We start from the raw sequence: 13,111 nt of genomic DNA, 5'->3' as shown, positions 1-13,111 counted from the left end.
ATGATTAAGGAGTATAATTTGAGAAAAAATGCATCTGCATTGAAGCGCTCTCGTCAAAATTTAAAAAGAAAGATTAGAAATGTAAGTGTAAAAAGTGAATTAAAAACAATAGAAAAACGCTGTGTCAACATGATAAAAGCGGGCAAAAAAGACGAAGCTATTGAATTTTTTAAGTTTGTTGCAAAAAAACTAGATACTGCTGCTAGAAAGCGAATAATTCATAAAAATAAAGCTGCTAGAAAAAAATCTCGTTTAAGTGTTTTGCTGTTAAAGTAAGGAAATTAGTTTATGTCTTTTTCAAGAAGACCAAAGGTTACTAAGTCAGACATTGTTGATCAAATATCTTTAAATATTAGAAATAATAATCTAAAATTAGAAAAAAAATACATAAGACTTGTAATAGATGCTTTTTTTGAAGAGCTTAAAAGTAATCTTTGTTCGAATAATGTTATTGAGTTTAGATCTTTTGGTACATTTGAAGTTAGAAAAAGAAAGGGACGTTTAAATGCTCGCAATCCTCAAACAGGGGAATATGTTAAGGTTTTGGATCATCATGTTGCTTATTTTCGTCCAGGCAAGGACTTGAAAGAGAGAGTGTGGAGTATTAAAGGTTAAATGCCGGTCAATATTGTAGATTATTATAAATGGGATTGTAAGTTGGATTCTAGTTTAACCTTTAGGGGAAAATTAAAATTTGAAGGAACTTTGTATCTTGATTCTTCTTTTGAAGGTGAAATATCTTCGAAAGGAGGTGTGCTTTTTATTGGCAGGAACAGCAAGGTTATTACCAATGTGGTGATTTGTGATACATTAATAGTGGAAGGAATTTTGAAGGGCAATGTTAATGCTACTAGTAAAGTTTATTTAAACAGCGGTTGTAAAATATATGGGGATGTAAAAACAAAAAAAATATTTATTAATGATAATATAATTTTTGATGGAAAGTGTGAAATGATAAAGTCTAATGAAATTGTAGATTTATTTTCTTTCACCGTTTCGCAAATAAAAGATACTTTGCAATAGGGTCAGTGTTTTTATTAATTAATAATAAGTAGATTTTTATAAAATCCTTTCTTAAAAATTTAATTCTTAGAGGAAAATATGGATAAAAAAAATGGTGGATTTGATTTAGAAAGTGAAGTAAGGCGGTTTGATGTTTCTAAAGAGTTTAAGATCGAAGATAATTCGAAAAAAAAAGTGGTTAAAGTTGTTGCAAAAAAGGATTCTGCATCTAACTTGGTAAAATCTGCAGATTTAAGTAGCGCAAATGATTCAAACGGTGTAGTATTCCCTGAATTTGATTATGATATTCCTTCTTCAGGTTTAGAAAATAATATTAAAACTTTAGAGCAAAGTAATATCATCAAGTTTTTTAATGGTAAAGATTATGTAGAGATTGAAAAACTTTATGATAAACCAATTACAGAGGTTAGAAAAATTGTTGAAGGCCTTGGGACTAATCATACTATTGCTGTAACAATGAAAAAAACAGAATTAATATTTTTATTGGTAAAAATATTAAGCGAGAATAATATTAATGTTTTATTTACGGGCGTGCTTGATGTACTTAGTGATGGCTATGGGTTTTTGAGAACCGCATCGAATTCTTATCTTTCAGGAGGCAATGATGTTTACGTATCTCCTTCTCAGATTAGACTTTTTAATTTAAGGACAGGCGATATTTTATATGGCCAGATTAGATCTCCTAGAGATGGTGAGAGATTTTTTGCAATGGTTAAAATTAAATCTATTAATGATCAAGATCCTACATTTGCTCAAAACAGAATACCTTTTGATAATTTAACCCCTCTTTATCCTAATATAAAATTGAATCTTGAATATGAAAATTGCAATATTTCTACAAGGCTTATTAATCTTTTTTCGCCTATAGGTAAGGGACAAAGGGCTTTAATAGTTTCTCCTCCAAAAGCGGGAAAGACTACCTTGCTTCAAAAAATAGCTAACGCAATAACTACTAATTATTCGGATGTTATTTTAATGATATTGCTTATTGACGAGAGACCAGAAGAAGTTACAGATATGATTCGTAGCGTTAAAGGCGAAGTAATTGCATCTAATTTTGATGAGCAGGCCAGTAGGCATGTTCAGGTAGCAGAGATGGTTATTGAAAAGGCAAAAAGGCTTGTTGAAAACAAAAAAGACGTTGTTATTTTGCTTGATTCTATTACAAGGCTTGCAAGGGCATATAATCAAACTATGCCAACTTCTGGTAAAATTTTATCGGGTGGGGTAGATTCTAATGCTCTTCATAAGCCAAAGAGGTTTTTTGGATCTGCTAGAAATATAGAAGAAGGGGGAAGTTTGACCATTATAGCTACTGCTTTGGTTGATACCGGTAGTAAAATGGATGAGGTTATTTTTGAAGAATTTAAAAGTACCGGTAATATGGAATTAATTCTTGATAGAAGTTTGGCAGACAGAAGGCTTTTCCCTGCTATTAATATTAAAAAATCAGGTACCAGAAAAGAAGAATTACTTCTTAGTGAAGAGGAACGTTCTAAGATTTTGCTTATTAGAAGAATACTCGGAGGTGTTGATGATTACGAGGGAGTTGAAGTTCTCATAGAAAAGATGAAAAAAAGCAAAAACAATGAGATTTTTTTAAAGACAATGAGCAATGGTAATTAAATTAATTGACATTATTTCTAATGTCAATTAAACTTTATTGAAGATTAAGAGGAAGGTTTTATGAGAAAAGATATACATCCTAAAAATAATTTGGTGGTATTTAAAGACGGATCAAATGGAGCAATGTTTTTAACTAGGTCTACTCTAAACTCAAAGGAAACCATTAAATATACTGATGGAAAGGAATATCCATTGATCACTGTGGAGATTACAAGCAAATCTCATCCTTTTTATACTGGCCAACAAAAGTTTGTTGATGCAGCAGGGAGAATTGACAAATTTAATAAAAGGTATAAAAAGTCCTAAAAATTGGTTTTTTTGTATAAAATTTTGATAAAATATTAATAAATTTTTTTTACACTATATTCTTTTCCTATTAATTTTTCTAGGTTATTTTTTTCTTCTTCGTATGTTTGGTTATTTACCAAAGATGCAATGCTGTTGTGTTGTCTTATTTGTGTTAGAATCTTTGCAGATATTTCTTTAATATCTTGCGGTGTAATTGTAAAGTAGGCATTTCGAATATCTTGTCTTAAGTTGTCGGTAATATTTAGCATTTTTCTTCTATAGCTTTGTAAAGCTTCTGTAGCTTTAGTTTTTACATAGATGTTAGTCCCTATTAAACCTACCAAATAGGTATAAATCTCTTCATCTGTCATTTTATTATTAGCTAATTCTTCTAAGGAATTTTCGAAAGCTTGGTACGTTTTGGTGAAATTAGGATCTCTATAGGACGCAAAAGAGAAAATTCCATTAGCGATTGATGCACTTGCTCCGTATGCACCCCCCATTACCCTTATTTTTTCCCAAAAAATTCCACTTCTTAATACATGCTCTAAAAAGTTTGCTTTTGGATAATTCTCATCGTTGATTTTGTAGCTGGGAAAACATATAGCATTAAAAGCTACTTTTGATTGGATGATCATTATTTCTCTTAATGTTTTGTTGTTTGTATCAAGATTGAGCAACCTATCGTAATAATTACTCTCTTCCAGGCTTTCTTTTAGATTGAAAAATTCATTTTCTAGGTTTTTAAGAATATCATCAGTATTTCCCATTATTAGTGCAGATAGATTATTTTTTAAAATTATTTTATTTTTTAAATTGTCTAATTTATTTGCAATTTCTTTTAAAGATTCTGTATCGGTTTTTGCTTTTTGCCAAAATTCTCTACCTGTTATTCCATTTTGCAATTCTTTTAAATATTCGTTTAATTTTAGTTTTGATTTGGACCTTAACATTGCCAAAAGATGTCCTTTGGGAATTAATAGGGCTTTAAAATCATTTTTTAAGCTTAGTGTTATTTCTTTTAATCTCTCATAATCATGAAAGTTAATATTCGTTAAAATTTCTTTTATCAGTTCAAATGATTCTTTAACTTTATTATTAAAAGATTTAAAGCTGATATTAAATGAATTTAAAATATTTCCATCAATATCCTCGTCGTAACTCTCAGATATATTTATTTGTCCCAAAGTATTTTGAATTTTATTGTTAATGTCTACGTAAGAATAATTTTTTGTAGATAAATCTTGGAGAGCTCTTTTGAATAAAGATAGGTATACATAATCTTCTTTTTCTAAAAAATTTAGTTTAAAAAATAAATTTACATTAAAAATATTGTTATTCTTAAATTTGAAAGAATGTAGATTTAGTTCTTTTATTTCATTAAGATTCAAACTTTTTTCTATTTCTTTTGGCAAATCTTCTATTTTTAGTAAGGGAAGTTTTGCTATATCTGCTTTAGAGTCTTTTTTATTTTGGCATTTTTTAAACTGATTATAGTCTTTTTTAAATTGTAAAAATTCTTCTGGATTTTGTTTGAGTTCAATTTCTTTTGCCATTAATTTTTTTTCAATTTCTTCTTCCATTTCCTTTTCTTTGTCGTGTGATGGAACAAAGCTTATTAATGTATGGTGATTATTAAATATTAGATATTTTTCAATTAAATTTTCGAAGTAATAAATTCCTTTTTCCAGTTTATTTGTAATTTCATTTATATAGTAGCTTGTTTGTAATGTTTTGATTGGGTGTAGACCATTTAACCAGCCTTTGAGACTTTTTATCATTAAGGCAATGGGGAAATTTTGTCCCTTTTCTTCTTTTAAAGCAAATTCGTAGCCAAAAAGAATTCCCTTTATTAATTCTTTTGGGATTTTATTTTTTACTAAATTTTTAAGCTCGCTGAAAACTAAATTTTTAAATTCTTTTTCTTTGTTTTCAACAACATTTTGGAGTCCAAATGAGAAAACCGATTCTTTTAAATCCGTATTGATTCCGCTAATATGGGCTATGTCTTCACCTATTCCGCTTTTTAAGATATTGACTGTGAATGAACAAGAATCATCCAGGAGTATTTCTGAGAGAATTTCAAGACCAATGCTGTCTTCAATATTGTTAATTTCTGTGCAAAGCCAATTTATTGTGTATACCCCAAGAGAATTGTCGTTTTCTTTAGGAATTTTGTATGTTAATTTTTTCCCCTTATCCCATCTTTTAACGTTTTTTATGTCAACATTAACATTGCTCTTTTCTTTTTTATAAGGCCTTATTATGTATTTTTCAATGAAATTTAGATTTTTTTCAGTTTGAGTGTTTCCGCATAAAAATATTTTGCAGTTTTCAAGTGTATAGTATTTTTTATAAAAATCTAAAAAACTTTCATAGGTAAGATCAATAATATTTGTTGGGATTCCGCCCGAATCGTATTTATATGCTCCTTCTTCAAAAAGAGAACTACTTGCTATTTCGTTTATTAGAGAATTTTTATTTGAATAGTTACCTTTCATTTCATTAAAGACAATCCCAGATACTTTAAAATCTTTTGGATTTATGTTGTATCCCTCTTGCATAAATGATTCTTTTTTAAGCAATGGGTTAAATATAGAATCGGCATAGATATTAAATAAATTAAAGTAGTCTTTTTCAATTGTTGATGCTGCTGGGTAGATTGTTTTGTCTGGGAATGTCATTGCATTTAAAAATGTATTTAGGCTTCCCTTTAATAGGTAAAGAAATGGATCTTTTATTTTATATTTGTTAGAGCCGCAAAAAATTGTGTGTTCTAAAACATGCGCAACCCCAGTATTGTTTGAAGGTATTGTCTTGAAAGCTATGCAAAATGCATTTTCTTTAAAAGAATCACTTTTTAAGTGAAATACTTCAAGACCGCTGTCGTGTTTAAAATACAATCCTTCTGCATCATGTTCTTCTAAATAAGTTTTCGAAATTAGTTTGAAAATTTTTTTCTTTTTCATTTATGTTTTTAATCCTTACTTTACAAATTGTGCTATTTCACTTTCATTAAATTCAAATATGTTTGGCAGCTCCTCTGTGTCGTCTAGTTTAAATGTATATTCAGGGAATTTAATAATAAGGTTTTTGTTTTCAAAGTAAATTACTGCTTGTTGTAAATCAAATAATAATTCGTTAGGTAAAATTTTTTCTTTAATTTTTTTTATAAAAAATGGAAATGCTTCGTTTGTTTTAATTATGTCGTCAATGTTATAAATATAATTTCCTTTATCTTGAATGTAATAGCTTCTGTAATTTGTAATAGGGCTTTCATTGATTTCTTGAGTTGCAATAAGTATTATTGTATAAATATTGTATCCATGGTGAATTTCATAGTCTATTTTTAAGTTGAATTTTTTATTCTCGGGTTTAAGCTCTTTACTAACAATTTCAAGTCTTGCTACAATTTGGCTCACATATTCATTAAGCTCGGTATTTAATTCTTCAAGATTTCCTTTTTCTTTTCCCTCAATTATTAATTTAGGGATTCGAATATTGTATTCATAAAATTGTGATTCTTCTGTTGAGCTCATTGAAGTTATTATTAAAGAATTCATTTTATTGCTATTTAAGCCAATATCTTTAAAATTGATCTTGGTTGATTTTTTTGTACATCCGTTAAAAATCATTAATGTAGATATTAACATAAAAGTTGTTTTTATTGTTCTTAGACTTAGCATACGATGATTTCTCCCTACAATATTTATATTCTAATCCTGTTATAAGATATTATATAATAACCTTGATATGAATTAATATTATTTGTAATTTTGTTTAAAAATTTTACTTAAGATATATCTTAGGAGATAGGATGCTTGATCTGAAATTTATTAGAGATAACCTTGATCTTGTTAAGAGAAGTATTAAAGCAAGAGGCCTTGTTTTAGATATTGATAAGTTAATTTATCTTGATGATAAGAGAAAAAAAATAATTACCAAAATTGGTGAGCTTAATGCAAAAAGAAATGAAAATTCTTCTAGAATGCGAGAAAATCCCGATGAGGTTTTAAAAAACTCTTTAATAGAAACCGGAAAGATTTTAAAAAGACAGCTTATTGATCTAGAAGAAGAGCTTGAAAGAGTATCTGTTGATTTTGACCTTGAAAATAAGCGGGTACCCAATATTTTGTCACCTGATGTGCCTATTGGTAGTAGCGAAGAAGATAATTTTGAAATAAAAAAAGTTGGAGTTGTTCCAAAGTTTGATTTTAAGCCAAAAGATCATTTAGAGCTTGGCAGAGATTTAGATCTTCTAGATTTTGACAAAGCACGCGAGATTAGCGGGAGTAAATTTTATTATCTTAAAAATGAAGCAGTTTTTTTAGAAATTGCTCTTATTAATTTCTCTTTAAATAAATTAAGAGAAAAAGGGTTTGATGTTTTTATTACTCCTGATGTTGCAAGAGAGTTTATAGTTGATGGAATTGGTTTTAATCCTCGTGGCAACGAAAGCAATATTTATAAGATTGAGGATACAGATAAATATCTTGTGGGCACTTCTGAAATTACGCTTGGTGGTTATTATTATAACAAAATAATAGATCTCACTTTGCCAATAAGAATGGCGGGGTTTTCGCATTGTTTTCGAAAAGAAGCCGGAGCATACGGTCAGCTTTCAAAAGGTCTTTATAGAGTTCATCAGTTTAGTAAGGTGGAGATGTTTTGTTTTTGCAAAGCAGAAGAATCTGAAGTTATCCATGATGAATTTTTGAGCATTCAAGAGCAAATTTTTACTGAGCTTGAAATTCCTTATAGGGTTTTAAATATTTGTTCTTTTGATCTTGGTTCTCCAGCTTATAAAAAATATGATATTGAGGCTTGGATGCCTGGAAGAGACGGAAAAGGTAGTTATGGGGAGGTTACCTCAACTTCAAATTGTACAGATTATCAGTCAAGAAGGCTTAAGATTAGATATAAAGATCAAGATGGACAAAATAAATTTGCACACATGGTAAATGGAACAGCAATAGCTACAACAAGGGTTATTATTTCCATACTTGAAAATTTTCAGGATCAAAAGGGAGGAGTTAAAATTCCTAAAAGTTTGGTTAAGTATACAGGCTTTGATTATATTCCTTTTAAGAATTAGAGTTTAGTATTTTTTCTGGCAATGTTTCTATAGCTTTTAGCAATATCTCATGTTTTTTTAAGTTTTTCGGAAATGGTGCTGTTAAATTTTGTCTAAATTTTTTTGCTCCTTCTTTGGAAAATACTATTCCCATAAGATGCTTGAATAATACATTTATCGACAAATAATTTTCGTATTCTTTAATGTATTCTACCATTTGCATCAATAAGTCTTTTCTTGTGATAATTTCATCAGTTTCGTTTAAAAATTCTCTTGAGGCGTTTGCAATAAAGTATGGATTTTCAAACGCACTTCTCCCAATCATGACAGAATCAACAAAAGATAAGTGTTTTTTAATTTGCTCTAAGCTGTTGATTCCTCCATTTATTTCAATAAACAAATTTTTATTCTCTTTTTTCAAATTATATACAAATTCATGTCTTAATTTTGGAATATTTCTATTATTTTTAGGAGAAAATCCTTTTAATATTGCAATTCTTGCATGTACAATAAAATTTTTGATACCAAAATCTGAGATTATTTTGACAAAGCTTTTTACCTCAGAATAACTTTCATTTTTGTAATCACTAGGTAAAGGCCTTATACCCAATCTATGTTTAATTGAAATAGGCTTATTTGTATTTTCTTTCATCGTTTTTAAAATTTCACCTACTTGATTAGCATTGCTCATTAGACAAGCTCCACAATTTGCATTTTGAATTTTTAGAGATGGGCATCCAACATTAAGATTGTATTCATCAAAATTAAAGTGTTTTTCAAGAATTTGAATAGCTTTAAGGGTATCATTTTGGGAGTTTGTTGCTATTTGAATTGCAATTGGAGAGTCTAAGGGGTTTTGCTTTACAATTTTTTTTACATCACCCATAATTATTGACTTTGCGGAAATCATTGGCGTGTATAATGTAACTTTTTTTGACAAAAGTCTTATTAAATATCTGAAATGCTCGTCTGTGATGTTTACCATTGGGGCTATTGATATTTTCCGATTTATTAACATTACATAATATGTTAGAATAAACGAGCCAATTTAACAATTATTTGTTCTTTTTTAGGAGGAATTGTTATATGCCTAGCGAAACCAAAGATTTATTTTTTTTAATACTTTTCCTGTCATCGTTAGTTATAATTTCTTACAGAATAAAAAAAGTTGGCATTAAAAATAGCAATTATATTGCGGTTAAGGGCATAGGCGAAAAAGAAATCCTTTTGGCATCTTTGATTTGGAATTTAGATTATGATTTGAATGGTGATCTGGCTTATGTTCGCATTAAAGCAAATAATTTGAATTTATCCAAGATTAAAACTTTTTTATTAAATATTTATTATTATTTATATTATATGTATTAAGGAAAATTAAATGGAGTTTTTATATTCTGATGAAGAAAATTATTTAAAAGATAGATTTTTTGATTTTTTTAATATGAATGTAGATAAAGATAAATATACAAGTATTGGAATTTGTGGTGGTCGAAGTATAGTTAACTTTTTAAGTGTTTTTCTTAAACAAAATTTTTCTTTTAGAAGAGCACATTTTTTTTTAGTTGATGAACGGTGTGTTCCATTAGATGATGAGAATAGTAATTATAATCTTTTGAATAAGAAATTTTTTTCCAAAATGGTTGATAAAAATTTAATAAGCATTTCCAAATTTCATGCTTTTGTTTATAGCGAAATAGACGAAGCCACAGCTATTCATGATTATAATATTGAATTTAATTCTAGGTTTAATATTTTTGATTTTATTTTGGTTTCTGTTGGCGAGGATGGCCACGTAGCATCGCTTTTCCCTTCGAGAAAATTGTTGTTCTCAGATGTAGAAGGTTATCAGTATGAATACAATTCTCCCAAATTTCCTAGTAAAAGAATAAGCTTAACGCCTAAATCTTTGTTTAGTTCAAAAGCCGTTGTTTTATTATTTATGGGCGATGGTAAAAAGCGCGCTTTAGAAAATTTTTTAGGCCCTAATAATTCTATTAATGAATGTCCAGCCAGACTTTTCAAAGAGCATCCCAATTTACTAGTTCTTACAAACATTAAAAGAGATGAAAGTTATGCAGGATCCTAGGCTTTCCAAGTATAAAAATGCTAAAAATTTAAGCAAAAAAACTGTTGAAAAAATTGATACTTTGAGTTTAAATAAAAATTTTTCCGATTCAGAGATTCAAGGTTCTATGCTTAGATCTTGGATAAGTCTTATTAAGGGCAATAAAAATAAAGCACCTGTTGAGCCTAAGTCCAACAATATTAATGATTTAAAGCCGGGATTTATTCGAAAAGAGAGTAAGATCACAAAGGTTGCAAAATATTTTTTGGCTATTGGACTTGAAAAATCTGCAAAGATTATGTCTGAGCTTGATGATTCAGACATAATCTTGATTACCAGAGAAATTTCAAAGATTAGTTATATTGCTCCAGAAGAAAAAGAGCATATTATTAAAGAATTTGAAGATTTGCTAAGAAATCAAAAAAGGTATGTTAAGGTTGATGATAACTTTGCTTATGAGTTATTAAATAAAACGTTGGGAAAATCTAAGGCAAAATCAATTTATAAAAAAGTTACTGGTAATGATATTTTTATTCCTTTTGATTATTTATCTCAAATTGAGCATGAACAACTTTGGGCATTAATTAAAGATGAGAATATTAAAACGCTTGTTATATTATATAATTATTTAAATAAAGATCAAAAAAAGTATGTTTTTTCAATGCTAGAAGAAGAAGATAGAAGAAAATTTGTAAAAGATCTTGCCAAACCAAGGCAATTGAGCATGGAGACAATAGAGGCAATTTCAAATAAGCTTAAGGATAGATTTAAGATGCAGGGGAATCTTAAGACAGATAAACTTGATGGATCTAAGATCCTTGTTGATATTTTAAGCTATATGGATTCTAATGAGGAGAAAAATCTGCTTAATAATATTAATATGAGGGATTTAAATCCTGTTGTGGATAGCGAAATTAGAGAAAAAATATTTGATATCAATGTAATATTGAGAATCATCGACAATGATCTTCATAATATTTTAAGAGAGTTTACAGATAAAGAGATTGCAATTATTATTAAAGATAAAACTGATGAGATTAGAGATAAAATGCTTTCAAATGTTTCAAAAAGGCGTAAAGAAATTATTTTAGATGAAGAAGCTTTTTTAGGAAAGATAAGTAAAAAAGATTTAAAAACTATGACAACAGTTTTTGTTAATTATATTAAAAATTTAACTTTAAAAGGCGATTTAATAATATATAGAAAAAATGAGGAATTTATTTAATGACACTTAATGAGTTGCGTAAAAAATATATTGATTTTTTTAAATCAAAAAACCATTTTGAAATAATGGGTAAATCATTAGTTCCTGAAAATGATCCTACAGTTCTTTTTAATACAGCCGGCATGCAGCCCCTTATCCCGTATCTTCTTGGAGAAGTGCATCCATCAGGAGATATGCTTGTTAATGTTCAAAAATGCCTAAGAACAGGCGACATTGATGAGGTTGGAGATTTAAGCCATTTAACTTTTTTTGAAATGCTTGGAAATTGGTCTCTTGGGGCTTATTTTAAAGAGTATTCTGTAAAGTGCAGTTTTGAATTTTTAACTTCTTCTGATTATTTAAATATTCCAAAAGACAGTCTTTATGTGAGCGTATTTGAAGGTGATCAAGAGATTCCGCGTGATGCAGAGACTGCTAAAGTTTGGGAAAGCTTGGGTATTCCTAAAGATAGAATATATTATCTTTCTAAGGATCATAATTTTTGGGGTCCTGTTGGATCTAAAGGGCCTTGTGGGCCAGATACTGAAATATATGTGGATACTGGGAAGCCTAAGTGTTCTCTTGACTGTAATATTACGTGTTCTTGTGGTAAGTATTTTGAAATTTGGAATAATGTTTTTATGCAATACAATAAAGACGAGAATGGTAATTACATAGAATTGGAGCGAAAATGTGTCGATACGGGAATGGGTCTTGAGAGAACAATTGCTTTCTTGCAAGGCAAATCTTCAGTTTATGATACAGATGCATTTATGCTCATAATAAAGAGAATAGAAGATATTTCTGGTAAAATTTATGGACAAAAAGAAGATGATGATAGATGTATTAGAATAATTTCTGATCACGTTAAAGCAGCTTGCTTTATTCTTGCTGATAGTTCTGCTGTTTTTCCATCCAATTTGGGCCAAGGATATGTTTTAAGAAGACTAATAAGGCGATCTATAAGATATGCAAAGAAGCTTGGAATAAAATCTCATTTTTTAGCTGATCTTGTTGATTCTGTAGAAGCTATTTATAGATCTTTTTATAATGAGCTAACAGAAAAGAAAGATTTTATCAAAAAGGAATTGAGCACAGAAGAAGAAAAGTTTTTTAAAACTTTATCTCAAGGAGAGCAAGAATTTATCAAAATAACAAGAAATTTGCCTTCTAAGACTATTCCTGGCGATATTGCTTTTAAACTATATGATACTTATGGTTTTCCATACGAAGTAACAGAAGAGCTCGCCATTGAGCATGGTTTTAACATTGATAAGTTGGGTTTTGATGAGCATTTTAAAAAGCATCAAAAGACTTCAAAGAAAGGAGGTGACAAAGTCTTTAAAGGTGGGCTTGCCGATTATACTTATGAGACCACTAAGCTGCATACAGCGACCCATTTGCTGCATAAAGCACTTCAATTGGTACTAGGTGATCATGTTAGACAAAAAGGAAGCAATATTACTGCTGAGCGATTAAGATTTGATTTTGTTCATTCTGAAAAGATGACAGATGATGAGATAAAAAAAGTTGAAGAGATTGTTAATTTACAGATAAAAAATTCTTTATCTGTAAAAAAAATTATAATGAAATTAAGTGAAGCTCGAGAAAAAGGCGCTATGGCTCTTTTTGGAGAAAAATATGATAATTTGGTGAGCGTTTATGAGATAGACGGATTTTCACTTGAAGTTTGTGGAGGGCCTCATGTAGAGAATACTAATGAACTTGGCACTTTTAAAATACAAAAAGAACAATCCTCATCTTCAGGTATAAGAAGAATAAAAGCTATTTTGATTGATAAGTAAATTACTTATTATTTGTTGATTTATTT

The 13,111-nt window shown here is 29.0% G+C and carries 13 protein-coding genes; 10 read left to right on the top strand and 3 right to left on the bottom strand.

The genetic code is table 11. From position 1 onward, the window contains the following. Positions 1-18: 18 nt before the first annotated feature. The 5 genes from rpsT (at position 19) to QIA46_RS01130 (ending at position 2,955) form a co-directional block, all read left to right on the top strand. A complete protein-coding gene (gene rpsT, locus QIA46_RS01150; protein WP_317268150.1) occupies positions 19-276 on the top strand; it encodes a 30S ribosomal protein S20 in 258 nt (85 codons plus the stop codon). Positions 277-288: 12 nt separating this feature from the next. Beyond that, positions 289-615 (top strand): HU family DNA-binding protein, encoded by a 327-nt coding sequence (locus tag QIA46_RS01145; protein ID WP_301341408.1) that lies wholly within the window; start codon positions 289-291, stop codon positions 613-615. After that, positions 616-1,023 (top strand): bactofilin family protein, encoded by a 408-nt coding sequence (locus QIA46_RS01140; protein WP_317268149.1) that lies wholly within the window; start codon positions 616-618, stop codon positions 1,021-1,023. 78 nt (positions 1,024-1,101) lie between these two features. Continuing rightward, complete coding sequence (gene rho, locus QIA46_RS01135; protein ID WP_317268148.1) at positions 1,102-2,649, top strand: transcription termination factor Rho; 1,548 nt, start codon at positions 1,102-1,104, stop codon at positions 2,647-2,649. A 60-nt stretch (positions 2,650-2,709) separates the two neighbouring features. Continuing rightward, the gene (locus QIA46_RS01130) at positions 2,710-2,955 is read left to right on the top strand and encodes a type B 50S ribosomal protein L31 (protein ID WP_014023479.1); all 246 of its coding nucleotides are present in this window, start codon (positions 2,710-2,712) and stop codon (positions 2,953-2,955) included. A 35-nt stretch (positions 2,956-2,990) separates the two neighbouring features. On the opposite strand, the gene QIA46_RS01125 is transcribed toward QIA46_RS01130, so the two are convergent. Together QIA46_RS01125 and QIA46_RS01120 are read right to left on the bottom strand one after the other, a co-directional pair. Continuing rightward, positions 2,991-5,906: an insulinase family protein gene (locus QIA46_RS01125; RefSeq protein ID WP_317268147.1), complete on the bottom strand. Its 2,916-nt coding sequence runs from the start codon at positions 5,904-5,906 to the stop codon at positions 2,991-2,993. 15 nt (positions 5,907-5,921) lie between these two features. Then, positions 5,922-6,623: a hypothetical protein gene (locus QIA46_RS01120; protein WP_317268146.1), complete on the bottom strand. Its 702-nt coding sequence runs from the start codon at positions 6,621-6,623 to the stop codon at positions 5,922-5,924. A gap of 131 nt (positions 6,624-6,754) precedes the next feature. Between QIA46_RS01120 and serS the strand changes: the two genes are divergently transcribed. After that, a complete protein-coding gene (gene serS, locus QIA46_RS01115; RefSeq protein ID WP_317268145.1) occupies positions 6,755-8,032 on the top strand; it encodes a serine--tRNA ligase in 1,278 nt (425 codons plus the stop codon). Here the strand turns inward: serS and dusA are convergent. After that, on the bottom strand, positions 8,022-9,029 hold the full coding sequence (gene dusA / locus QIA46_RS01110; protein WP_317268144.1) for a tRNA dihydrouridine(20/20a) synthase DusA: 1,008 nt from the start codon (positions 9,027-9,029) through the stop codon (positions 8,022-8,024). The two genes, serS and dusA, sit on opposite strands and share 11 nt — an antisense overlap. A gap of 68 nt (positions 9,030-9,097) precedes the next feature. Between dusA and QIA46_RS01105 the strand changes: the two genes are divergently transcribed. The 4 genes from QIA46_RS01105 to QIA46_RS01090 are packed head-to-tail and all read left to right on the top strand — an operon-like array spanning position 9,098 to position 13,085. Beyond that, positions 9,098-9,379, top strand: coding sequence for an SIMPL domain-containing protein (locus tag QIA46_RS01105; protein ID WP_317268143.1), 282 nt, complete (start codon positions 9,098-9,100; stop codon positions 9,377-9,379). Between the two features lie 10 nt (positions 9,380-9,389). Continuing rightward, on the top strand, positions 9,390-10,097 hold the full coding sequence (gene pgl / locus QIA46_RS01100; protein WP_317268142.1) for a 6-phosphogluconolactonase: 708 nt from the start codon (positions 9,390-9,392) through the stop codon (positions 10,095-10,097). Beyond that, positions 10,084-11,301 (top strand): flagellar motor switch protein FliG, encoded by a 1,218-nt coding sequence (locus tag QIA46_RS01095; RefSeq protein ID WP_317268141.1) that lies wholly within the window; start codon positions 10,084-10,086, stop codon positions 11,299-11,301. Before pgl ends, QIA46_RS01095 begins: the two co-directional genes overlap by 14 nt. Beyond that, positions 11,301-13,085, top strand: a complete 1,785-nt coding sequence (locus tag QIA46_RS01090; protein WP_317268140.1) for an alanine--tRNA ligase — start codon at positions 11,301-11,303, stop codon at positions 13,083-13,085. The genes QIA46_RS01095 and QIA46_RS01090 overlap by 1 nt, the downstream gene beginning before the upstream one ends. Positions 13,086-13,111: the final 26 nt, after the last annotated feature.

The organism is Borreliella carolinensis (assembly GCF_032595855.2).
Taxonomy (GTDB): Bacteria; Spirochaetota; Spirochaetia; order Borreliales; family Borreliaceae; genus Borreliella; species Borreliella carolinensis.
Note: the sequence above shows the minus strand (reverse complement) of the source record. Positions and strands in the feature narration are given on the sequence as shown.

Excerpts from the sequence above, each read along its gene's own strand:
- QIA46_RS01145 (WP_301341408.1), top strand. The coding sequence starts at position 289 with ATGTCTTTTTCAAGAAGACCAAAGGTTACTAAGTCAGACATTGTTGAT.
- QIA46_RS01140 (WP_317268149.1), top strand. The coding sequence starts at position 616 with ATGCCGGTCAATATTGTAGATTATTATAAATGGGATTGTAAGTTGGAT.
- rho (WP_317268148.1), top strand. The coding sequence starts at position 1,102 with ATGGATAAAAAAAATGGTGGATTTGATTTAGAAAGTGAAGTAAGGCGG.
- QIA46_RS01130 (WP_014023479.1), top strand. The coding sequence starts at position 2,710 with ATGAGAAAAGATATACATCCTAAAAATAATTTGGTGGTATTTAAAGAC.
- QIA46_RS01125 (WP_317268147.1), bottom strand. The coding sequence starts at position 5,906 with ATGAAAAAGAAAAAAATTTTCAAACTAATTTCGAAAACTTATTTAGAA.
- QIA46_RS01120 (WP_317268146.1), bottom strand. The coding sequence starts at position 6,623 with ATGCTAAGTCTAAGAACAATAAAAACAACTTTTATGTTAATATCTACA.
- serS (WP_317268145.1), top strand. The coding sequence starts at position 6,755 with ATGCTTGATCTGAAATTTATTAGAGATAACCTTGATCTTGTTAAGAGA.
- dusA (WP_317268144.1), bottom strand. The coding sequence starts at position 9,029 with ATGTTAATAAATCGGAAAATATCAATAGCCCCAATGGTAAACATCACA.
- QIA46_RS01105 (WP_317268143.1), top strand. The coding sequence starts at position 9,098 with ATGCCTAGCGAAACCAAAGATTTATTTTTTTTAATACTTTTCCTGTCA.
- pgl (WP_317268142.1), top strand. The coding sequence starts at position 9,390 with ATGGAGTTTTTATATTCTGATGAAGAAAATTATTTAAAAGATAGATTT.
- QIA46_RS01095 (WP_317268141.1), top strand. The coding sequence starts at position 10,084 with ATGCAGGATCCTAGGCTTTCCAAGTATAAAAATGCTAAAAATTTAAGC.
- QIA46_RS01090 (WP_317268140.1), top strand. The coding sequence starts at position 11,301 with ATGACACTTAATGAGTTGCGTAAAAAATATATTGATTTTTTTAAATCA.